Here is a 23,252-nt window from a genome sequence, read left to right on the forward strand (position 1 = left end):
CTATGCGCGCAACGCTTCGACAATCTTGTCTATACGCCGCGCGCGGGTTTCCGGCCGCTTGGCTCCGGTTACCGACGTGACATGTTCGCGACGGCGGGTGTATGAGAGTCGGTCGAAGGGCTCGCGCACACCGGCGTCGGCGAGGGCGGCGGCCAGGTCGTCGGGGATGTCCACGGTGCGTTCGGCGGTGTCGCGCTCGAGCGTGACGTCCACGGTGTCGCCGGGCTGCTTGCCCAGTTCGGCGCGGATCGCCTTCACCAGGCCGATGCACGGGCCGTTGCCCATGGACACGATCGACCCGGTGTAGTCGACACCGTCGAAGGTGGCGCGCACCGGGATTCGCCCGCCACCGCCGAGCGCCGCCACGACCTCGGGAGGTACGGGGATATACGCGTTGTTTCCGCCGGCGGGTTCGATCACGGCCTCGAATCGCTCCATACCGCGCAGCCTAATCCGCGGGCGGCACACGCACCGGGATATCCGTTCCGCGACCGCCTGGCAAACGATTTACCAGTCGGCAATTCGGTCGACGTACCGTGTGCGACGTCCGTCTCATCGCACCGGAAAATCGGACCCGAGGGCGCCCTCCGGGTGTGTAAACAAATGTAAAGCGCCCGAGAACCAGCCGTTTCCAAAGCATCACCGGCCGACCCGAAAAGGCCCCTCGGACTCTAGGAATCCCGTATCCGCCCAGGTCGCCCCCGCGCAGGTCGAGCGGCATCGCTACCCGGCAGTGACCACCACGTTTCCCCCGCCTCACAACTCACACGGGCCCGTGGAGCGGTGTGAGAGAACCGTTTTGCGCCCTCGCCCGGCGTCCTTACTCTCGGTGCCACAGCCCGGTTTTCAGCTCGAAGGGGGCGTTGTGGTTAATTCGCATACAAAGGGTTCGACCCCCTCCGATACGAACGGGAGATCCGCCGCCTCCGGCGACGCACTGCTGCGGTTGGGCAAATACTTCAACCGGGGCGAGGTGTCCGAGGATCTGCGCACCGTGCACAAGGTGGGCGGCCGCGGCGCCGACGAGTTCTACCGCGACCGCTGGGCGCACGACAAGGTGGTGCGTTCCACCCATGGCGTGAACTGCACCGGGTCGTGCTCGTGGAAGATCTACGTCAAGGACGGCGTGATCACCTGGGAATCGCAGCAGACCGACTATCCGTCCGTCGGCTCCGACAAACCCGAGTACGAACCTCGCGGCTGCCCCCGCGGCGCCTCGTTCTCCTGGTACACCTATTCCCCTGCGCGCGTGCGGTATCCGTACGTCCGCGGCGTCTTGCTGGAGATGTACCGCGAGGCCAAATCCCGGCTCAAGGACCCCGTCGCGGCCTGGGAATCACTCGTCGAGGACCCCGAGCAGGCGCGGCGGTACAAGAGCGCCCGCGGCAAGGGCGGATTCGTGCGCGCCGAATGGTGGGAAGCCGCCGAGATCGCCGCCGCCGCACACGTTCACACCATCAAACGCTACGGCCCCGACCGCGTCGCCGGCTTCTCCCCCATCCCGGCCATGTCCATGGTCTCCCACGCCGCCGGCGCCCGGTTCATCTCCCTGCTCGGCGGCTCCATGCTCTCGTTCTACGACTGGTACGCCGACCTGCCCGTCGCCTCCCCCCAGGTCTTCGGCGACCAGACCGACGTCCCCGAATCCGCCGACTGGTTCGACGCCGGCTACCTCATCATGTGGGGCTCCAACGTGCCGGTCACCCGCACCCCCGACGCCCACTACATGACCGAGGCCCGCTACCGCGGCCAGAAGGTCGTCGTCGTCTCCCCCGACTACGCCGACAACACCAAATTCGCCGACGAATGGGTCCCCGCCCGGCCCGGCACCGACGCCGCGCTCGCCATGGCCATGGGCCACGTCATCCTCACGGAGTTCTTCCGCGACCGCGCCACGCCCCGATTCCTCGACTACATCAAGCGGTACACCGACCTGCCGTTCCTCATCACCCTCGACGAGCACGAGGGCGGCTGGAACGGCGACGGCGAGTACCGCCCCCACACGTGGGTGCCCGGAAAGTTCCTCACCGCAGCGGATCTCGGCGATACGGCCGAGGGCGCCGAACACAAGACGGTGCTGCTCGATACCGCCGGGAACACCGTGGTCCCGAACGGCAGTCTGGGCCATCGCTTCTCCGCGTCCGGCGCCGGTCGCTGGAATCTGGACCTGGGGGACATCGATCCCCTGGTGACGCTGTACGGCCGCACCAACGACGCTGCGGCCGTGCAGTTGCCTCGCTACGACGGCGACGCGGGCGGCGTGCTGAGCCGTGGCGTGCCGACGAGAATCGTTGCGGGCAAACGGGTCACGACCGTCTTCGACCTGCTGCTCGCCCAGTACGGCGTCGCGCGTGACGGCCTGCCGGGAACCTGGCCCACCGGCTACGACGACGTCGCCGAGCCCTACACCCCGGCCTGGCAGGAGACCATCACCGGCGTCCCCGCCGCGCAGGCCGCGCGAATCGCACGGGAGTTCGCCGACAACGCCGACCGCTCCGGCGGCCGGTCCATGATCCTGATGGGCGCGGGCACCAACCACTGGTTCCACTCCGACCAGATCTACCGCTCCTTCTTCACTTTGACGTTGCTGACCGGGTGTCAGGGCGTGAACGGCGGCGGCTGGGCGCATTACGTCGGGCAGGAGAAGTGCCGCCCCGTAACCGGCTGGGCCACCTTGGCTTTCGGCCTCGACTGGCAGCGACCACCGCGTCATATGCAGGGCACCGTGTTCTGGTATCTGGCCAACGACCAATGGCGCTACGACCCGTTCACCGCCGAATCCTTCACCTCCCCACTGGGTTCCGGCCGGTTCCGCGGGCGCACCGCCGCCGACAACATCGCGCTGGCGTCGCGGCTGGGCTGGATGCCGTCGTATCCGACCTTCGACCGCAACCCCCTCGATCTCGTCGACGACGCCGAGGCCGCGGGGAAGACCCCGCAGGACTACGTGGTCGACGGCCTGAAGTCCGGGGACCTGCGTTTCGCCTGCGAGGACCCCGACGCGCCGGAGAACTTCCCCCGCTGCCTGACCGTCTGGCGCGCCAACCTCCTCGGCTCCTCCGGTAAGGGGAACGAGTACTTCCACAAGCATCTGCTGGGCTCGGACTCCAACCTCCAGACCACCGACACCGCCGGAGTGCGGCCGCAGGAACTCGAATGGCGGGACCAGGCGGCGACGGGAAAGCTGGATCTGCTGCTGTCGCTGGACTTCCGCATGACCTCGACGACCCTGTTCTCCGATATCGTGCTCCCCGCCGCCACCTGGTACGAGAAGCACGACCTGTCGTCCACCGATATGCACCCGTTCGTGCACGCCTTCTCCCCCGCCATCTCCCCACCGTGGGAGGCCAAGACCGATTTCGAGGCGTTCCACCGCATCGCCCGCGGGTTCTCCTGGCTCGCCGAGAAACACCTCGGGGTACGCAAGGACCTGGTCGCTGTTGCGTTGCACCATGATTCGCCGGACGCCCTCGCACAGCCCGGTGGTCGCGTGCTGGATTGGAAAGCGGGCGAGTGCGAGCCCGTCCCGGGAAAGACGATGCCGAAACTCGTTGTCGTCGAACGGGATTATCCGAAACTGGCGGAGAAGATGGCCGCCCTCGGACCGCTGATCGATACGCTCGGCGTCACCACCAAGGGCGTCACCACCTATCCCGATGCCGAGGTGACCTACCTCGCCGGGGTCAACGGCACCGTGATCTCCGGCGCCGGACAGGGCCGTCCGTCGCTGGCCAAGGACGTCCACGCGGCGGAGACCATCCTCGCGCTGTCGGGCACCACCAACGGGCGTCTCGCGGTCGAGGGGTTCCAGGCGCTCGAGCGGCGCACCGGAACCAAGCTGGCCGATCTGGCCGCCGAGCACGAGGGTAAGCGGGTCACCTTCGCCGACACCCAGGCCCGGCCCGTCCCGGTGATCACGTCTCCGGAGTGGTCCGGCTCCGAGACCGGGGGCCGCCGGTATTCGCCGTTCACCATCAACACCGAACGCCTCAAGCCCTGGCACACCTTGACCGGACGGCAGCATTTCTACCTCGATCACGACTGGATGATCGAACTCGGCGAGCAGCTGCCGATCTTCCGGCCCCCGCTGGACATGTCCGCGCTGTTCCGCGAACCCGATGTCGGATCGGTGACCGACAAGGGCGTGACGGTCCGGTACCTCACCCCGCATTCGAAGTGGTCGATCCATTCCGCCTACCAGGACAACCTGCATATGCTCACCCTTTCCCGGGGTGGCCAGGCCATCTGGATGTCGGAGAAGGACGCGGCGAAGATCGGCGTGGCCGACAACGACTGGATCGAGGCGATCAATCGCAACGGCGTCGTGGTCGCCCGCGCCATCGTCTCGCATCGCATGCCCGAGGGCACCGTATTCATGTACCACGCCCAGGACCGCGCCGTGGACGTCCCGCGCATCGAGGGACCGAAAGGCAGCGCCGAGGGAGCCGGCTTCGTCGGCAGGGGCAAACGCGGCGGCATCCACAATGCCCTGACCCGCATCATGATCAAGCCCTCACACCTGATCGGCGGCTACGCCCAGCAGTCGTTCGCCATCAACTACCACGGCCCCACCGGAAACCAGCGTGACGAGGTCACGACCATTCGCCGGCGCGGCCAGAACGTGGAGTACTGATTATGCGTGTCATGGCACAGCTCGCCATGGTGATGAACCTGGACAAATGCATCGGGTGTCACACCTGCAGCGTCACCTGCAAACAGGCCTGGACCAATCGCGCCGGCACCGAATACGTCTGGTTCAACAACGTGGAAACCCGTCCCGGACAAGGGTATCCACGCCGGTACCAGGATCAGGAGAAATGGAAGGGCGGCTGGACCCTCAACCGCAGGGGACGGCTGACGCTCAGATCCGGTTCCCGGATGAAGCGCCTGCTCAATATCTTCGCCAATCCCGACCTGCCCACCGTGTCGGACTATTACGACCCGTGGAGCTACGACTACGACAATCTCCTGTCCTCCCCCGCCACCGACACCACCCCGGTCGCGCGGCCGAAATCGCTGATCACCGGCGAGGATACGAAGGTCACGTGGGGCGCGAACTGGGACGACGATCTGGGCTCCGGACCCGAGCAGGTCGGTAAGGACCCCCTGCTGGCCAAGCTGTCGGATCAGGTGAAGCTCGAATTCGAGCAGACGTTCATGTTCTACCTGCCCCGCATCTGCGAACACTGCCTCAACCCGTCCTGCGCGGCGTCCTGCCCCTCCGGCGCGATCTACAAACGCGCCGAGGACGGCATCGTCCTGGTCGATCAGGACAAGTGCCGCGGCTGGCGGCAGTGCGTCACCGGCTGCCCGTACAAGAAGATCTACTTCAACCACAAGACCGGCAAAGCCGAGAAATGCACCTTCTGTTACCCGCGCGTCGAGGTCGGCATCCCCACCGTCTGTTCCGAAACCTGCGTCGGGCGGCTGCGCTATATCGGCGTCATGCTGTACGACGCCGACGCCGTGCAGGAGGCCGCGTCGGTCACCGACGACAACGATCTCTACCCGGCACAACTGGGCGTCTTCCTCAATCCGCACGACCCACGGGTGATCGCCGAGGCGGAGGCGGCCGGGATCTCGCCGGAATGGATTCAGGCGGCGCAGGATTCGCCGGTCTACAAACTCATCGTCGACTATCAGATCGCGTTGCCGCTGCATCCGGAATACCGCACCATGCCGATGGTCTGGTACGTCCCGCCGCTGTCACCGATGGTCGACGTGCTGTCGGAGACCGGGAACGACGGCGAGAACGTGTCGAATCTGTTCGGCGCGATCGATGCCCTGCGGATACCCGTCGAATATCTGGCGGAACTGTTCACCGCCGGTGATGTCGGACCGGTGCGCGCCGCGCTGCAACGCCTCGCCGGAATGCGCGCGTTCATGCGCTCGATCAATCTCGGCCAGGAGCCCGATATGTCCATTCCGGACGCGGTGCGGCTGGAGCCCGAGGAGATCGAGGCGATGTATCGGCTGCTGGCGATCGCCAAATACGAACATCGCTACGTCATCCCCACCGGCGCCACCACCCGCGCCCACGAACTCGACTCCCTCGCCACCGGATGCAGCCTCGACACCGACGGCGGCCCCGGCATGACCGCCTTCGACGTCATGGCCGACAAGTTCCATCTCACCGACACCAACGGCGCCGCGCCCGACGACAAGTCGGCCCGGGTGAATCTGCTCAACTGGGACGGCAGGTCCACCAACGGCCTTCTGCCGGAGCGCAATGGAACGAACGGCAACGGCAACGGGTCGGCGGTAAACGGCTCCACCACACCCGAAACCAGCGGGGTGGCACGATGAACCGGGCCGGAGGGCTGCTGTGAGTCTGTTGAAAATCCGCCGCCGCCCCGAACCCACCGTCGCGATGCCCGAGCGCGACCGCCGCCTGGTCTGGCGCATCGCCGCACTACTGCTCGACTACCCCGGCACCGAGACCCTGGCCATGGTCGGCGAATTATCCGACGCCACAACGGAACTCCCGGACGAGGTCCGGACGGCCCTGGACGGATTCCTGCGGCACCTGCGCGACACCGACCCTCTCACCCTCGCCCAGCGGTACGTCGAGACCTTCGACCTCCGCCGCCGCGCCAGCCTCCACCTCACCTACTACGCCTACGGCGACACCCGTAAACGCGGCATGGCCCTGCTCCGCTTCAAACACGCCTACCGCCACGCCGGCGTCGAACTCGGCGACACCGAACTGCCCGACCACCTCCCGGTCCTGCTCGAGTTCGCCGCCACCGTCGATCCCATCGGCGGCGAACGCCTTCTCGGCGAACACGTCCCCGTGATCGAACTGCTACGACTGTCGTTGTCCGACACGGGATCTCCGTACGCGGACGTCCTGGCCGCGGTCGTCGCCACCCTGCCTCCGCTCACCACGGCCGACCGCCGCCGCATCGCCGAACTCGCCGCCCAGGGCCCACCCGAGGAGGAAGTCGGCCTGCAACCCTTCGCCATGGACCCCAGCCTGGTCAGCGGCCCCACATCATCCACCGGATCGGAGTGCCGACGATGACCACCACCCTCTGGACGACCCTGCCCTATGTGGCATTCACGTCCTTCCTCCTCGGCCATCTCTGGCGCTACCGCAACGACCAATTCGGCTGGACCACAAGGTCTTCCCAGATCTACGAGAGCCGTCTGCTGCGACTCGGCAGTCCCCTGTTCCACTTCGGCATGCTCGGGGTCATCGGCGGGCACGTGCTCGGCGTGCTGATTCCCGAGTCCTGGACCGCCGCCGTCGGCATCACCGAACACGTCTACCACCTGGTCGCGGTGACCGCGGGAACGGTCGCCGGCATCGCGGTCATCGCGGGAATCGCCATCCTGCTCTACCGCCGCGTCACCGTCCCGGCCGTCCGCCAGGCGACCACCACCAACGACAAGATCATGTACGTCCTGCTCGCGGCGGCGCTGACCACCGGCCTGCTCAACACCGTCGGCAGCAACCTGCTCTGGGGCCGCCACAACTACCGCGAAACCGTCTCGCCCTGGTTCCGCAGCCTGTTCACCCTGCATCCCGAGCCGGATCTCATGGTCGGCACACCCTGGACTTTCCAGGCTCACGGCCTGATCGTCCTCACCCTCATCGGCCTCTGGCCCTACACCCGCCTCGTCCACATGTTCAGCGCGCCCGTCGGCTACCTCGTCCGCCCCTACGTCGTCTATCGCAGCAAGGAATACGCGACGCCCGACAAAAACCGGTACGCCAAGGCTTGGAACGCGCCGGTGCTGCCGCCGTCCCGGTAGCTCCATGGCCGTGGACGCTCTCTTATGTCCGAGAGCTTCCCAGCGATGTTCGCGTCTCGCCGAAACCGGTGTACTTATCGCATGACAACGACGCAGGCGAGCACCGCCACCTCGACCCTCGGCTCCCTCTCCCTGGTGGTCGCCACCATCTCGACCGGCCTGCTGGCCGGAGTGTTCTACGCCTACGCCAGCTCGGTGATGCTGGCGCTGCGGCAGCTGGACGACCGCACCTTCGTGGACGTGATGAACCGGATCAACGTGGTGATCGTCAATCCGGCCTTCATGTTCAGCTTCCTCGGATCGCTGGTCTTCACCGGCATCGCCGCCGCGCTGCATCTGCGAGCGGATCAGCGCACGGTGCTGTGGTGGATCCTGGCGGCGCTGGTGCTCAACGTGATCAGCTTCCTGATCTCCGCGGGCGGCAACATCCCGCTGAACAATCAGCTCGCCGACGTCAGCGGCGGCGACTTCGCGGCGCTGCGGCAGCAGTTCGAGGGCTCCTGGGTGACCCTGAACATCCTGCGCGGCGTGGCCAATACCGCGGCCGTCGGCGCGCTGGCCTGGGCGCTGCGGTGTGCGGGCCGTGGCTGAGGTGACCGGTCCGCCGTCAGATCTCGATCTCGCGGCGGACCACCTTGCCGGTCGCGTTGCGCGGCAACGGATCCGCGGTGATCACCCACCGTTCGGGCACCTTGAAGTAGGCCAGCCGGGCGGCGGCGAAATCGCGCAGCTCGACCTCGGTGACGGCGGCCGGGTCGGCGACGACCACGACGGCGGCCACCGCCTGACCGAGGTCGGGATGCGCGATTGCGAGCACCGCCGACTCCACCACGGCGGGATGTTCGTCGAGCACGTTCTCGATCTCGGTGGGGTACACGTTCTCCCCGCCGCGCAGGATGAGATCGCTGCGGCGGCCGGACAATCGGAGCCGGCCGTCCTCGACGATGCCGAAATCGCCGGTGTGCAGCCATCGCCCACCGTCGACGGCCGCCGCGGTGGCGCCCTCGTCGTTCCAGTAGCCGAGCATCACGTACGGGCTGCGGACGCAGATCTCGCCCTCCGCGCCGTCGGGCACCGGCCGGTTGTCCGGATCGCGGATCTCGACCGCGACGCCGAGGATCGGGCGCCCCACCGTCTCCGGATGCGCCACCAGCTCCGGCGGCGTGGCAACCGTTGCGGCCGTACCGCTTTCGGTGAGACCGTAGCTGGTGGTGAGCGCCACCTGCGCGACCGGCAGCGATTCGCGCAGGCGCCGGTGGAAGGCCGGGGAGGACGGTGCGGCGTTGAGCGAGAACGCCGCCAGCGACGTCAGGTCGTATCCGGACAGGTCGTGCTCGAGAATCCGGCTCGCCATGGTCGGCACCGCGCCCCAGTTGGTGACTCGCTCGCGCTCCACCAGCCGCAGCACCCGCTCGACATCGAACGAACCCTGATGGATCACGACGGCCGCACCGGTGGCCAGCCGCGGGATCACCAGATTGTGCAGGCTCGCGATGTGGAACAGCGGTGAGGTGAGCAGGAAGCGCTTGTCGCTGGGCTCCCGATGCGGCTGCCCGCGGAAACCCGCCGCCATCGCATCCGTGAACCGGTGGTAATCGGCGACCGCGACCAGATTCCGGTGCGAATGCACGACACCCTTGGGCCGCCCGCTGGTACCGCTGGTGTACAGGATCACCGCCGGATCGTCCTCGGCGACCGCGGCCCGCGGATTCGCACCCGAGTACTCGGCGATCAGAGCCGGAAGATCGTCCTCCATCGTGAGCACCGGAATATCCCTCGCGCCCGACTCGCGCAGCAGCACAGCTCTTTTCGCATCCGCGATCACCACCGCGGGCCGCGTGTGCCCGAGCCCGTAGGCGATCTCCCGGGGCGCCCACCACGCGTTGTACCCGACCGCGATCGCGCCCAGGCACTGCGCCGCCCAGAACGCCACGACCCAGTCGGGGCCGTTGGCGGCCAGGATGCCCACCCGGTCGCCCTTGCCCACCCCGTAGCGATCGGCCAGCCCCCGCGCCAGTGCGCCGGCCGCGGCGGCGTGCTCCGCGAACGACATCCGGCCGTCGGCGGTCACCAGATACTCGCGCTCACCCCACGCCACCGAGGCCTCGAGCACCTCCACCAGCGAACGACGCCGATCGCGCAGCACCGGAATCGGCGCCCCCAGCACCTCCTCGACCACCGTCTCGAACGGCCCGCCCGGCCCCGTCAGCTCGGCGGTCACGCGCGCCGCGACAGCCTGCGGATCGACAGCATTCGCCACAGCACCCACATCCCCGATAGTCATCGTTCCGACACCGGCCCCGACCTCACGAGTCCCCGTCCGGCCGACGCCGCGCCGGACAAGGCGCGAGCACCGTACGCACACCAAAACTAGAACTCGTTACAGTCGTGACGTGGCACACACGTTAGCACCCGCCCGAAGGCCCACGCGATACCTCTGAGCAGGACAAGGGGGTTATGGGGCAGAGATCGGGGCGCGGGAGGCGCAGGGGCAGTGGGCGGACGCAGCGTGGGTTTACTTCCGCCCACTGCCGGGAGTCAGCCTGTTCGGTGGCGCTTATGGACTACTTGCCACCGCCTTAAGGCGACTACTACCGCGCTCGCTTGGCCGGGAGGGTTCGGGCGTAGGCGAGGCCGCGGGTGATCCACTCGTGCAGCACATCGTCGTCGCCGACCGCCTCGGCGCTGATCCGCAGCCAGTTCCGCATCTCGCGGCCGCCCATCACCATGCGGGCGACCGTATCCGCCTCGAGCAGGGCGTCGGCCTCGTCGGGGTCGACACGGACCATGAGGCCGCCCTTCCCGCTGGCGGCGACGGCCATATTGCCGCCGAGCAGGAACGCCAGCCCGCCGAACATCTTCTTCTCGACCACCTCCGGCAGCGCCGGACCGAGCAGATCCCGGATCCGGTCGGCCAGTTCCTCGTCGTAGGCCATACCGGCATTGTGGCCGACACCACCGACAAGTTCGATCGCACCGAGAATTCACCGAGAGTTCCCCAGCCACGGCGACGGTCGGGTTGCCAGAACCAGCGCGCTGGACGAGCATCCACACCCATGCCGTCGAATCGCTTGAACCCGGCCGGGGACATTCCGGACACGGGGATTCCCGAAGCGCTTGCCGCCACCATGACCATGGCCGAGCAGTACGAATGGCACCGCTCCTATCTCCGGCGGCATTCGGTGTCGCGGCGCAACTTCCTGCGCGGCTCGGCCGCCGCCGCGGCGGTCGCGGCGGTCGGCGCCGCACCGTTCGCGGGCCGCGCCTACGCCCAGGACGCGCAACTCGCCGTCGGCGGGCGGCACGTCGGATTCGGCGCCGACGCCGCCAGTCAACTCCGGTTCTCGGCACAGCTGTCGCGAAACCCCCACGGCGCCAAGGTTTTCCTCGACCACGGGCCGACGCCCGCACTGGGCGGCAGCCTCGAGGCCGAGGTGCGCAATCTGGTCACCCAGATCCCCAGCAGCGACGGCGGCGTGCTCGCGGCCGAGCAGTTCTACGTGCACGCGCCGGTCGACGGGCTGCCGGGCCGGCTGCCGCACTTCTACCGCTGGCGCACCTCCGACGGCTTCACCGGCGAGGTCCGCTCCGCGTCCACCGCCATGCCCACCGCGCGAAACGCGGTGCTGCCCTTCCGCTTCACGATGATGGGCGACCAGGGCACCGACGAGACGCCCGCGCTGCCCGGCGGCGTGGCGCCCGGCGACTACGACGACATGTACTACAAACCGGACAACGCGCCGACGGTCCGGCACGCCGACAACGTGATGCGCCAGATCGTCGCCAGCCGACCGGATTTCCACGTCCTCGCCGGTGACATCGCCTACGCCGATCCGTCCGGCGCGGGGAAGGATCCGCAGTTCGTCCCCGCGGGCGGCAAGGCGGGCAGCGGCTTCGACAAGTTCAACCCGTTCGTGTGGGACGTCTATCTCGGCACGATCGAGGCCAGCGCCTCGACCACGCCGTGGATGTTCACGACCGGCAACCACGACATGGAGGCCGCCTACGACACCCACGGGTACGGCGGACACCTTGCGCGCCTGGACTTTCCGGGCAGCGGCCCCGCGGGCTGCCCGTCGGCGTACTCGTTCACCTACGGCAATGTCGCGGTGCTGTCCCTGGACGCCAACGACGTGTCCTACGAGATCAAGGCCAATACGGGATACTCCGGCGGCGCTCAGACCGGGTGGGTGGAGCGCGCGCTCGCGGGCTACCGGGCCGATCCGAATATCGACTTCATCGTGTGCTTCTTCCACCACTGCGCGTACTCGACCACCGATTCGCACGCCAGCGACGGCGGCCTGCGCGACGCCTGGTGCGGCCTGTTCGACCGCTATCAGGTGGATCTGGTGCTCCAGGGCCACAACCACATCTTCGAGCGCACCGACCCGATCCGCGGCGGCCGGCCCACCAAACCGGCCGGGGACAACGCGATCGTCTACCCGGAGTCCGACGGCACGGTCTACTACACCGTCGGCGGCGGCGGACGCCCCCGCTACGGGTTCCAGCCGGGCTCGGAGGAGACCTACCGCGGCCACGAGGTCGCCGACACCACGGTCCCCAACAGCTACGTGTGGACCACCGACGGCGGCAAGCAGGACGAGGCGGCCCCGTGGTCACGGGTGCGCTTCCGCAACTACTCGTTCATCCGCGTCGACGTCCGCCCCGGCTTCTTCGCCAGCGAGATGGACGTCGTCGCCGTAGACGAGGACGGCCGCGAATTCGACAAACTCACCTACCGCCGCCAGGTACACGCCTGACCCACCGACACCCCGCGTGCACCGACCCGGCGCACCCACCCGTTGCCCAGGCTCACACCCACCCATTGCACCGGCGTGCGCTGATTCGTTGTTCCGGCGTGCTTTTGGCCGGAACCCTCACACACCCAGCGCGGCGGCGAACACCGGCCACGAATCGTGCACGTCGTCCTGCCAGTACGGCCAGGCGTGCGTACCGGAGCGCAGCACAACCGTGGCCGGAATACCCAGTGCCCCGAGCCGATCCGTCAGCTCGCGGGTGCAGCCGTTCACGATCGACTCCATGACGCCGCCCACCGACATGCGGTCCGCGAGCGCGCCGACATTGCCCGCGATCGACGGATCGGCGAGCGTGTCGTGCACGCCCGGGCCACCGGTCCCGGCCGAGATGTACAGCGCCACACCGCGCAAGCGCTCGGCGTTCACGATCGGGTCGTGCGCGGGCCAGGCCGGATTGTCCGGGCCGCCCCACATATTGGCGGCGTTCGCGCCGAAGACCCCGAGCTGCGAGTGCACGTAGGCACGCGAGACCGGATCGCTGGTGCGCGGGCAGCCGCTGTAGGAACCGACGGCCTGGTACCTGCCCGGCGCCTCGATCGCCAGGTCCAGCGCCGAGGTCGCCGACATCGACGTTCCCGCAACGGCATTGCGGCCGGTCATCTGGAAGCGCTGTTCCAGCAGCGGCGGCAGTTCGTGAATCAGGAAGGTGGACCACTGATTCCGGCCCAGGACCGGATCGTCGGCGACCCAGTCGGTGTAGTAGCTGGCCCGCCCGCCCATCGGCACGACGACGTTGACGGGCTTGTCGGCGAAGAACTGCGCCACATCGGTGCGCCTGGTCCAGGGACCGCCGTCCTCGCCGCCGTCGACCGCATTGAGCAGATACAGCGCGGGCGCGGGCGCGCCCGGATGCGACATCCACACCGTGATCGGCCGGTTCATCGCGGCGGAGTACACCACGACCTCGAATTGGCGACCGCCGAGAGGCCGCACGTCGAGAATCGCCGGACCGTCACCGGGCGCGGCGTGTGCGGAGGCAGGCACAATCACGGCAAACATCGCCGTCAGGACGATCAGGCAGCGCAGGACCCGGTGCATCCGTGCAGTATCCCACTGTGGCACACCGATCCCCGCGCGCTCACCGGGCGTGTTGACCCGGCGACCCGCATCCGTACGGCAATCGCCCACCGCGGCCGACGCGCGGCCCCTGCGGTCACCCTCGATCGTGGGCGTCCTGCAAGACCTTCAGATCGATCTTCGACATGGTCCGCAGCGCCGCGCCCACGGCCGCGGCCCGGTCGCCGGCCAGCAGCGCCGTCAGCGGCTCGGGGACGACCTGCCAGGCCAGCCCGTACCGGTCGGTCAGCCAGCCGCACGGCCCCGGCGTGCCGTCGGCGGTGAGCGCCGCCCACAGCCGGTCGACCTCGTCCTGGGTCTCGACGATCACCTGGATGGACGTCGCATCGGTGAACGAATGGCCCGGACCGCCGTTCAGCAGCGTGACCGCGTGCCCGGCCAGGTCGAGGGAGACGACGAACACCGCGCCGTCGGGACCGCGGGTGATATCGGTGATGCGGGAGTCCGGCACCGCGGCGGTGTAGAACTCGGCCGCTTCCTCGGCGTCGTTGTCGAACCAGAGGAAGGTGTTGACGCTGGTCATGATGTGCTCCTTGGGTTGTACCGACGTACTGTCACCCTTCGGTCGGAGCCGCCGACGGACTCTCGACGTACTTCGCGAAAATTCTTCGATTTCTTTTTCCGACGCGCGCGACCGTTCAGCGTTCTCGCAGCTGGTCCAGGGCCGCCTGGCTGTCCTCGTCCGCCGCGCGATAGATGATCAGCCGCTGGTCCGGATCCTGGAGCGGCATCAGGGCCTCGAAGGCGACTGTCACCCGGCCCACCTCCGGATGTATCAGGGTCTTGTGGCCGCGCCCGTTCACCCGGACATCCCGCTGCCCCCACAGCTTCTCGAATTCCTCACTCCGAGAGCGGAATTCCCCGATCAGGTCGGCGAGTACCCGGTCGTCGGGGTGCGCGGCCCACGCCGCGCGCAGGTCGGCGATGCCCTCGCGCACCGTCCGCTCGCGCTCGGCGAAGAATCCGCGCATCCCCGGATGCAGCATGCACATCCACATGGAGTTGCGCTGGGACGGCGGCAGCGTATCGAAATCCAGGAGCAGCCTGGACATTTCGCGATTCCACGCGAGGATGTCGTAGCGGTGGTTCACCACCATGGCCGGGCGCGGCGACAGGTCGGCCACCAGCAGCGCCAGCTCCGGCGCGGCCGTGGTGGCCGGTTTGGCCTCGTGGGGCCGGCGCTGGCGGGCCAGATCGAACAGGTAGGCGCGCTCGTCGGCTCCCAGCCGCAGGGCGCGGGCCAGCGCTTCCAGGACCTCCGCGGAGGGCCGCAGCCCGCGACCCTGTTCGAGCCGCACGACATAGTCGGTACTGACGCCCGCCAGTTCGGCGACGTCCTCGCGCCGCAGGCCGGGGGTGCGCCGGGACCGCCGCGACGGCAGGCCGAAATCGCGCGGGTCCAGCCGCTCGCGCCGGGCGCGCAGAAATGCCGCCAGCTCCCGTGTCGCATCCACCGTCTCGGTCATCGATTCGATCCTACGGGCAGCCTGGTACCGGCGCTCCCAGGAAAAGCCTTCCCTTATCCGCAGGTCGCGACCGTCGCAGACTGGGTCACGACGTCGGATACGAACAGGAGAAGACGATGGCTCTCACCCTCGACACCTACCGGCTGCTGGGACGGTCCGGACTGCGGGTCTCGCCGCTGGCGCTGGGCACGATGACCTTCGGGGCCGACTGGGGCTGGGGCGCCGACCGCGACGAATCGCGCAAACTGCTCGATCTCTACCTCGATCGCGGCGGCAACTTCATCGATACCGCCAGCATGTACACCAACGGCAGCTCCGAGCGGCTGCTGGGCGAGTTCACCCGCGACAATCGCGAAAGCCTGGTGCTGGCAACGAAATACACCATGCAGCGGCGGCCCGGCGATCCGAATGCCGGCGGCAATCATCGCAAGAGCATGTTCGCCTCGGTGGAAAACAGCCTGCGGCAACTGAATACGGACTACATCGATCTGCTGTACCTGCACGCCTGGGATTTCCACACCCCGGTCGAGGAGATCCTGCGCGGCATGGACGACCTGGTCCGCCAGGGCAAGGTGCTCTACGTGGCGATCTCCGACGCGCCGGCCTGGCAGGTCTCGCGCATGCAGGCCATCGCCGACCTGCGCGGCTGGTCGCCGCTGGTGGCGCTGCAAGTCGAGTACAGCCTCATCGAGCGCACGGTGGAGCGGGACCTGATCCCGATGGCGCGGGAGATGGGCCTGGGTGTGATCCCGTGGTCGCCGCTGGCCGGCGGGGTGCTCACGGGCAAGTACGGCCGCACCGACCTCGCGACCGACCGCGTCGACTCACCGGAGGGCACGCGCAAGAACGTCGTCGTGGCGCAGAACCAGCTGACCGAGCGCGGCCTCGCCATCGCCGACGTGGTCAAGCAGGTCGCGACCGAGATCGGCCGCACCCCCGCCCAGGTAGCCCTCGCCTGGACCCTCCTGAATCCGGGCGTGACCGCCCCCATCATCGGCGCCCGCACCCCCGACCAACTGGAGGACAACCTCGGCGCCCTGGACATCGACCTCGCCCCCGAACACCGCGCCCGCCTCGACGAGGCCAGCGCCATCACCCTCGGCTTCCCCCACGACATGCTCGCCCTCGACATGACCCGCACCGTCACCACCGGCGGCCTGACCATCCAACCCCGCCCCTGACCCCTTCGCGACCGAGCCACGGCTGCCGTGCTCCCGCACCCCTTGCGGGCTGCCCTGGGCGCGTGAGTTGTGCACCCGGGTAGCCCGGAACTGCCGGTGGTCAGGCGGCCGCGGGGGTGAGGGTGCGGGCGGCGGTGGTGTAGCGGTCGAGGAGGAGGTGGACGGCGGCGGGGTGGACGCCCAGGGGGGCGGCTACGCCGTCGGCGCCGGCCTCGTGGAGGCGCTGGTGGAAGAGGCCGTGGGCGAGGAGATACGAGGCGATGAAGACGCGGCGGGCGCCGGATTCGCGCAGGGCGGCAACGACTTCCGGGACGCGGGGGGTGCCCGTGGCGATGTAGGCGACGGGGACCGGGGTGCGCAGGTGGTCGCCGAGCATCCGGGCCGCGCGGCGGACGTCGTGGCGGGCGCGGGCGTCGGAGGAGCCCGCCGCGGCGAAGACCACGGCATCGCCGGGACGCCAGCCCGCCTCGCGCAACCGCAGGCGCATGATGCGGGCCAGGGCCGGGTCGGGGCCCAGGGCCGGGGTGACCGCGACCGACGGATGCTCGCTCTCGGCGACCTCCCGCGGAACATCCTGGTACACGTGGTATCCGGACGCGAGAAACGCCGGAACCACCACGGCCGGAACGGATCCCAGATCCCGCAGCACCTCCGAGGGTGACGGCCCCAGCACATCCACGAACGCCGTCCGCACCAGCGGGGTGTGCAGTCCCGACGAGCGGAGTTCATCGGACGCCTTCGGTATCCGAACTTCCCGCGAGACAACAAGTTCCGAAATCGGCGCGGGAGTGACCGCACCTAGTTCCCGCGTGACGGCGGCGGCGAGATCGGCGATCATCCCCACTCCCCGTGCGCTTCTGGTGCCGTGGGCGACCAGCACCAGGGCCGGGGCGCTCACCAGACCCCCGCCATCGGCTCGGGGCGCTGGGGCCGGAGCGACGGGCCGTAGCCGACCGGCGGGCGCGGATTGTTATCGATGCATTCGGCGGGGTCCAGGGCCAGGCGGTAGCCGCGTTTCACCACGGTCTGAATGGCCTTGGGGCTGCCCAGTCCGGCGCGCAGGCGGGCGATACCGGTCTCCACGGCGTGGGTGTCGTCACCGCCGCCGGGTAGCGCCGCCAGCAGGTCCTCGCGGGAGACCACGCGGCCGGGCTGCCGGGCCAGCGCCCGCATCAGCGCCATCGGCGCGGGGGCCAGCTGCCGGACGGTGCCGTCGACCACGACGCATCCGCCACGCACGCTCAGGATGTGCCCGGCGGCGTGAATCCTGTTGGCGCGCCGCGGAAGTTCCTCGGCGACGTGCCGCGCCAGGGCGCCCAGCCGGGCTCGGCCGGGCATGGTGGTGGGCACGCCCAGTTCCTCGAGCGGCGCGGCGGTGATCGGCCCGACGCACGCGGGCAGGACCCGCGCGCGGAAGGCATGCAGGATCGGCTCCAGCAGCCCGGTTTCCTTGGCGCGCATGAGCGTCGAGGCCACGGCGGGCGCACTGGTGAAGGTGACACAGTCCAGCGCCGAGGTGACGATCGCCTCGATCATCCGGTCCATCGGCGTCGTATCCGGCGGCGGCGTCCAGCGATACACGGGCACCGGCACCACATCGGCTCCGGCACAACGCAATACCTCGCAGAAGTCGGGCACCGGCTCCCACTCGGTGGTCGCACCGTGCAGCTGCACCGCGATCCGCACGCCCTCCACGCCCTCGGCGAGCAGGTGATCGAGCACCTCCGCCGACGACTCCGAGGCCGGCGACCACTCCTCGCGCAGTTCGGCGGCGCGGATGGCGCCCTTGGCCTTCGGGCCGCGGGCCAGCAGCCGGGTCGACCCCAGCGTGCCGCGCAGATCCTCGGCCAGGCCCCAGCCCTCCGCCGCCTCCATCCAGCCGCGGAAACCGATACCGGTCGTGGCGACGGCGATCTGCGGCGGATCGGCGACCAGCTGCCGCGTCACCCGCTCCAGCTCGTTGTCGTCGGCCAGCGGAATGATCCGGATGGCCGGAGCGGCGAGAATGGTGGCGCCCCGCCGGGTCAGCAGGGTGGCCAGTTCCTCGGCCCGGCGCGCCGCGGTGACGCCGATGGTGAAGCCGTCCAGGCAGGCGGCGTTGGTCACGGGTTCGACGGTCACGGCGAGTCCTCACCAGAACAGTCGATGGGCGCGTTCGATACCCCGACGATACCGTCCACGACACGGACGCCGTACACCGGAAGGGCCGCCGTCGCATCGTCCAGGCAGTGCCCGTCCAGCAGCGAGAAGGCCTGCTTGAGCAGCGGAGATGCCACCACGGGCACGCCACCGCGATCACCGACGATCCCGCGCGACATGACCGCGGCCCGCCCGAACGGATCGATATTGCCGACGGCGTAGAGGGAGCCGTCGGGCAGCAGGAACAGGGCGGCCTGCCGGCCACCCTTCAGCAATACCGCCACGCCGCGGCCGGGGATCAGATAGTCGAGCCGGCACGCCGAGGTCCAACCAGCGGTGGTGACCTGCGCAATGCCGGGTGTGTCGATCACGGTCATCGGTAACTCCTGTGCTCCGAACGCCCTACCCATTGGTACCGGCGCCCTGTTTCCACGCTATTACGCGCCTATTTCCCGTGCGTGGCGCTCGCTGTGTCGCTGCTGACAGGCAGCTCAGGCATACCGTGCCCAGCATCGGCCTGCCCGACGTGCCCTCCGTGGTTACGCAGGCTGCCGCCTCCGGGCACGTCGGGCATGCCGTGCCCATCATCGGCCTGCCCGACGTGCCCTCCGTGGTTACGCAGGCTGCCGCCTCCGGGCACGTCGGGCATGCCGTGCCCATCATCGGCCTGCCCGACGTGCCCTCCGTGGTTACGCAGGCTGCCGCCTCCGGGCACGTCGGGCATGCCGAGCAGGACAGGGACCTTGCGCTCGCCGCTGTCGTCGAAGCCGATCGTGGGATCGGCCTCCTCCGGCGCGTTGACGAAGGACACGAACCGCGACAGCTTCTCCGGATCGTCCAGCACCGCCGACCACTCGTCCCGGTACCCGGCGACGTGCTCGGCCATGGCGGCCTCCAGCTCGTCCGCGATGCCGAGCGAGTCCTCGCATACCACCTGTTTGACGTGCTCGATGCCGCCCTCCAGCGACTCCTGCCAGGGCGCGGTGCGTTGCAGGCGGTCGGCGGTGCGGATGTAGAACATCAGGTAGCGGTCGATGTACTTGATCAGCGTCTCGTCGTCGAGATCGCCGGCCAGCAGCACCGCGTGCTTGGGGGTGAGGCCGCCGTTGCCGCCGACGTACAGGTTCCACCCGTTCTCGGTGGCGATGACGCCGACATCCTTACCCCGCGCCTCGGCACATTCGCGGGCGCATCCGGAGACCGCCAGCTTCAGCTTGTGCGGCGACCGCAGTCCCCGGTACCGCTTCTCCAGCAGCACGGCCATGCCGACCGAATCCTGCTGCCCGTAGCGGCACCACGTGGACCCGACGCAGCTCTTGACCGTACGCAGCGACTTGCCGTAGGCGTGCCCGGATTCCATGCCGACGTCGACCAGCCGCTGCCAGATCTTCGGCAGCTGCTCCACCCGCGCACCGAACAGGTCGATGCGCTGACCGCCGGTGACCTTCACGTAGAGGCCGAAATCCTTGGCGATCTGGCCGATTTCGATCAGCTGCTCGGGCGTGCACTCGCCGCCGGGCATGCGCGGCACCACCGAGTAGGTGCCGTTCTTCTGGAGGTTGGCCAGGAAGTGGTCGTTGGTGTCCTGCAGCGCGGCCTGTTCGCCCTCGAGGATGTGATCGTTCGAGGTCGAGGCCAGGATCGAGGCCACCGTCGGCTTGCAGATATCGCAGCCGGATCCCTTGCCGTGCTTGGCGATCAGCTCGGAGAAGGTGCGGATTCCGGTGACCTGGACGATCTGGAACAGCTCCGCGCGCGACTGCTCGAAGTGCTCGCACAGCGCCTTGGACATCTCCACGCCCGACTGCTCCAGCAGCTTCTTGAGCATGGGAACGCAACCGCCACAGGAGGTTCCGGCCGATGTGCAGCTCTTGATGCCGGGGACATCGCACGCGCCCTCCGCGATTGCCCCGCAGATCGTGCCCTTGGACACGTTGTTGCAGGAGCAGATCTGCGCCTCGTCGGGCAGCGCGTCGGCGCCCAATTCCGCACCGGCGGGCGAGATCAGGGCCGCGGGCTCGGCGGGTAACTCGCTGCCGACCAGCGGTCGCAGCGCGGCGTACTGCGAGGCGTCGCCGACCAGGATGCCGCCCAGCAGGGTCTTGGCGTCGTCGGAGATCACGAGTTTCGCGTAGGTGCCCTTGGCCGCGTCGTGCAGCACGACCGACAGCGCGCCCTCGGTGGTGCCGTGCGCGTCGCCGAAGCTGGCCACGTCCACGCCGAGCAGCTTGAGTTTGGTCGACAGGTCCGCGCCCGGGAATTCGCCCGCGCCGCCGAGCAATCGGTCCGCCACGATCTCGGCGGTGGTGTAGCCGGGGGCCACCAGGCCGTAGCAGGTGCCCTCGACCGCGGCCACCTCGCCGACCGCGTAGATGTGCGGATCCGAGGTCCGCAGGCCGAGATCGGTGACGACGCCGCCGCGCGCGCCGATCTCCAGCCCGGCGTCGCGGGCGATCTGGTCGCGCGGGCGGACGCCGGCGGAGAACACCACCATCGACGCGTCGATGGTCGACTCGTCCGACAGCGTGACCCGCAGTCCCGCACCGTCTTCGGCCGGTTCGATGGCGGACGTGCCGACCCCGGTGTGGACGTGCAGGCCCAGATCGGTGACGAGGCGCTCCAGGATCGCGCCGCCGCCCTCGTCCACCTGCACCGGCATCAGCCGCGGCGCGAACTCGACGACGTGCGGCGTGACACCCATCAACCGCAGCGCGTTGGCCGCCTCCAGGCCGAGCAGGCCGCCGCCGACCACGACGCCCACCGCGCCCGGACCGGCCTGCTCGGCCGCGGCCCGGATGCCGTCGAGGTCCTCGATGGTGCGGTAGACGAAACATTCGGGCCGGTCGTGGCCGGGCACCGGCGGCACGAACGCGTACGAGCCGGTCGCGAGAACCAGTGCGTCGTAACCGATCACGTCGCCGCCGGAGGTGGTGATCTTGCGGGCGCCGGGATCGACGGACTCGGCGAGCACGCCCAGTCGCAGGTCGACGAGCGGGTCACCGGCGTACTCGTTACCCGGCAGCGCCAGCGCGCTCGCGTCCCAGGCGCCGACGTAGGACGACAGGCCGACGCGGTCGTAGGCCGCCCGCGGCTCCTCGCCGAGGATCACGACCTGCCAGCGGCCGTCGGTGTCGCGCGAACGCAGGGCCTCGACGAACCGGTGACCGACCATGCCGTGACCGGCGACCACCACGGTCTTGCGCTGGGCGGATTCCACAGTGGGGTTCATGACTGTCCTCCGAGTGGTTCTGGTCAGGCTCTGGGCCGGCGGGTGGTGGACTGGGACGCGCTGCCGGACACCGGATCTCCGGATTCGGCCTCGAGCACGAACGCCTCGGCTTCCACGACGACATCCGGCTCCGGCCGGCGCCGGGCGCTCGGCCGGCGCAGGAACACCGCCCAGCACACCGCGGCGCAGACCAGGTAGAAGACCATGAAGACCCAGAAGGCGGTGGTCGCGGACTTGGTCGAGGCGTAGGACGAGCGCAGCACCAGGTTGATGCCCACGCCGCCGAGCGCGCCGACCGCGCCGACGAATCCGATCAGGGCGCCCGAGGTGTTCTGCGACCAGGCCGCCCGGGTGGCCGAATCACCGGGCAGGCTACGGGATTTCGCGTCGAATACGGACGGGATGATCTTGGTGACCGCCCCGTTGCCGATTCCGGAGACCACGAACAGCGCGATGAAGCCGATCACCATCGCGGCCATCACGGCGCCGGTGGGCACGTGACCGTTGCCGTCGGCGACCGCGCTGGCCGCGGCTACCACGAGGGTGGCGAGCGTCATGACGACGAAGCTGACCACGGTGACCCGGCTGCCGCCGAACCGGTCGGCCCACTTGCCGCCGTAGGGCCGGGTCAGCGAGCCGAGCAGCGGTCCGATGAAGGCGATCTGCGCGGCGTGCAGCGCGGCCTCGGCGGGCTTGCCGCCGCCGGCGACGAAGCTGACCTGCAATACCTGCCCGAACGCGAAGCTGTAGCCGATGAACGAGCCGAACGTGCCGATGTAGAGGAAGGCGATCGCCCACGACTGCGGCGCCTTCAGCGCCGTGACCATGAAGGAGTAGTCGGCCTTCTGGTTGCGCACGTTGTCCATGTAGAGCGCCGCGCCCGTGGCCGCGACCACGATCAGCGCCAGATACACCAGGCAGACCACCGAGGCGTGCCCGTAGGCGCTGCCCAGGGTGGCGATGACGGCCAGGCCGACCAGCTGGATCACCGGAACGCCGACATTGCCGCCGCCCGCGTTGAGCCCGAGGGCCCAGCCCTTGAGCCGCTGCGGGTAGAAGACGTTGATATTGGCCATCGAGGAGGCGAAGTTGCCGCCGCCCAGGCCCGCGAACGCGGCCACGATCAGGACGGTCGTGAACGAGGTGCCCGGCTGATTGATGAAGTACAGCGTCAGCAGCACCGGCACCAGCAGCGCGAGCGCGGAGAAGATGGTCCAGTTGCGCCCGCCGAATTTCGCGGTGGCGACGGTGTAGGGAATGCGCAGCACGCCGCCGACCAGCGTCGGCACCGCGCCGAGGAAGAACTTCCCGGCCGTGTCGATGTGGAAGACGTCGGTGGGCATGAACAGCACCATCACCGACCAGATCGACCACACCGAGAAACCGACGTGTTCGGCGAAGACGGACCAGACCAGGTTGCGGCGCGCGACGTCCTTACCGCCGGCCTCCCAGGCGTCGACGTCCTCGGCGTCCCAATGCTCTATGTCGTGATTGCGCGTCAGCGTGGTCACTCAGGGCCTCCTGAATCTCGGATGGCCCCAAGGTAGAAAACCGGTATTGCGCGGATGCTGCGCGAAATGACCGC

The 23,252-nt window shown here is 68.9% G+C and carries 17 protein-coding genes and 1 pseudogene; 7 read left to right on the forward strand and 11 right to left on the reverse strand.

What is annotated here, in order from left to right:
* Positions 1–438, reverse strand: coding sequence for a YdeI/OmpD-associated family protein (locus ON41_RS24615; RefSeq protein ID WP_040750132.1), 438 nt, complete (start codon positions 436–438; stop codon positions 1–3).
* Between the two features lie 427 nt (positions 439–865).
* On the opposite strand from ON41_RS24615, the gene ON41_RS24620 reads away from it, so the two are divergent.
* The 5 genes from ON41_RS24620 to ON41_RS24640 all read left to right on the forward strand — a co-directional run bounded on the left by ON41_RS24620 (position 866) and on the right by ON41_RS24640 (position 8,349).
* Positions 866–4,633: a nitrate reductase subunit alpha gene (locus ON41_RS24620; protein ID WP_040750133.1), complete on the forward strand. Its 3,768-nt coding sequence runs from the start codon at positions 866–868 to the stop codon at positions 4,631–4,633.
* A gap of 11 nt (positions 4,634–4,644) precedes the next feature.
* Positions 4,645–6,306, forward strand: a complete 1,662-nt coding sequence (gene narH / locus ON41_RS24625) for a nitrate reductase subunit beta (protein WP_040750169.1) — start codon at positions 4,645–4,647, stop codon at positions 6,304–6,306.
* A 19-nt stretch (positions 6,307–6,325) separates the two neighbouring features.
* Positions 6,326–7,024: a nitrate reductase molybdenum cofactor assembly chaperone gene (narJ, locus tag ON41_RS24630; protein ID WP_051162389.1), complete on the forward strand. Its 699-nt coding sequence runs from the start codon at positions 6,326–6,328 to the stop codon at positions 7,022–7,024.
* Positions 7,021–7,758, forward strand: a complete 738-nt coding sequence (narI, locus tag ON41_RS24635) for a respiratory nitrate reductase subunit gamma (RefSeq protein WP_040750134.1) — start codon at positions 7,021–7,023, stop codon at positions 7,756–7,758. Before narJ ends, narI begins: the two co-directional genes overlap by 4 nt.
* An 81-nt stretch (positions 7,759–7,839) precedes the next feature.
* Positions 7,840–8,349 (forward strand): anthrone oxygenase family protein, encoded by a 510-nt coding sequence (locus ON41_RS24640; protein WP_051162391.1) that lies wholly within the window; start codon positions 7,840–7,842, stop codon positions 8,347–8,349.
* A gap of 16 nt (positions 8,350–8,365) precedes the next feature.
* On the opposite strand, the gene casG is transcribed toward ON41_RS24640, so the two are convergent.
* Positions 8,366–10,018, reverse strand: a complete 1,653-nt coding sequence (gene casG, locus ON41_RS24645) for a steroid-24-oyl-CoA synthetase (RefSeq protein WP_246829602.1) — start codon at positions 10,016–10,018, stop codon at positions 8,366–8,368.
* A gap of 331 nt (positions 10,019–10,349) precedes the next feature.
* Complete coding sequence (locus ON41_RS24650) at positions 10,350–10,694, reverse strand: TfoX/Sxy family protein (protein ID WP_040750136.1); 345 nt, start codon at positions 10,692–10,694, stop codon at positions 10,350–10,352.
* A 120-nt stretch (positions 10,695–10,814) separates the two neighbouring features.
* On the opposite strand from ON41_RS24650, the gene ON41_RS24655 reads away from it, so the two are divergent.
* Positions 10,815–12,518 carry a metallophosphoesterase gene (locus tag ON41_RS24655; protein ID WP_040750137.1) on the forward strand — a complete coding sequence of 568 codons (1,704 nt, stop codon included), beginning with the start codon at positions 10,815–10,817 and terminating at the stop codon, positions 12,516–12,518.
* 117 nt (positions 12,519–12,635) lie between these two features.
* On the opposite strand, the gene ON41_RS24660 is transcribed toward ON41_RS24655, so the two are convergent.
* The 3 genes from ON41_RS24660 to ON41_RS24670 form a co-directional block, all read right to left on the reverse strand.
* On the reverse strand, positions 12,636–13,613 hold the full coding sequence (locus ON41_RS24660; protein WP_040750138.1) for an alpha/beta hydrolase: 978 nt from the start codon (positions 13,611–13,613) through the stop codon (positions 12,636–12,638).
* A 115-nt stretch (positions 13,614–13,728) separates the two neighbouring features.
* A complete protein-coding gene (locus tag ON41_RS24665; protein ID WP_040750139.1) occupies positions 13,729–14,175 on the reverse strand; it encodes a VOC family protein in 447 nt (148 codons plus the stop codon).
* A gap of 115 nt (positions 14,176–14,290) precedes the next feature.
* Positions 14,291–15,118 carry a helix-turn-helix transcriptional regulator gene (locus ON41_RS24670; protein WP_040750140.1) on the reverse strand — a complete coding sequence of 276 codons (828 nt, stop codon included), beginning with the start codon at positions 15,116–15,118 and terminating at the stop codon, positions 14,291–14,293.
* A gap of 116 nt (positions 15,119–15,234) precedes the next feature.
* On the opposite strand from ON41_RS24670, the gene ON41_RS24675 reads away from it, so the two are divergent.
* On the forward strand, positions 15,235–16,299 hold the full coding sequence (locus ON41_RS24675; RefSeq protein WP_040750141.1) for an aldo/keto reductase: 1,065 nt from the start codon (positions 15,235–15,237) through the stop codon (positions 16,297–16,299).
* 100 nt (positions 16,300–16,399) lie between these two features.
* On the opposite strand, the gene ON41_RS24680 is transcribed toward ON41_RS24675, so the two are convergent.
* The 5 genes and pseudogenes from ON41_RS24680 to ON41_RS24700 all read right to left on the reverse strand — a co-directional run bounded on the left by ON41_RS24680 (position 16,400) and on the right by ON41_RS24700 (position 23,178).
* The gene (locus ON41_RS24680) at positions 16,400–17,197 is read right to left on the reverse strand and encodes a sirohydrochlorin chelatase (RefSeq protein ID WP_040750142.1); all 798 of its coding nucleotides are present in this window, start codon (positions 17,195–17,197) and stop codon (positions 16,400–16,402) included.
* The gene (locus tag ON41_RS24685) at positions 17,194–18,420 is read right to left on the reverse strand and encodes a uroporphyrinogen-III synthase (protein WP_040750143.1); all 1,227 of its coding nucleotides are present in this window, start codon (positions 18,418–18,420) and stop codon (positions 17,194–17,196) included. Before ON41_RS24685 ends, ON41_RS24680 begins: the two co-directional genes overlap by 4 nt.
* Positions 18,417–18,815, reverse strand: a complete 399-nt coding sequence (gene nirD, locus ON41_RS24690) for a nitrite reductase small subunit NirD (RefSeq protein WP_040750144.1) — start codon at positions 18,813–18,815, stop codon at positions 18,417–18,419. Before nirD ends, ON41_RS24685 begins: the two co-directional genes overlap by 4 nt.
* A 326-nt stretch (positions 18,816–19,141) precedes the next feature.
* A pseudogene (gene nirB, locus ON41_RS24695) lies at positions 19,142–21,667 on the reverse strand (nitrite reductase large subunit NirB); the annotation flags it as partial.
* Positions 21,668–21,690: 23 nt separating this feature from the next.
* The gene (locus ON41_RS24700; RefSeq protein ID WP_040750145.1) at positions 21,691–23,178 is read right to left on the reverse strand and encodes a nitrate/nitrite transporter; all 1,488 of its coding nucleotides are present in this window, start codon (positions 23,176–23,178) and stop codon (positions 21,691–21,693) included.
* Positions 23,179–23,252: the final 74 nt, after the last annotated feature.

It is taken from the genome of Nocardia transvalensis NBRC 15921 (assembly GCF_000308875.1).
Classification (GTDB): domain Bacteria; phylum Actinomycetota; class Actinomycetes; order Mycobacteriales; family Mycobacteriaceae; genus Nocardia; species Nocardia transvalensis.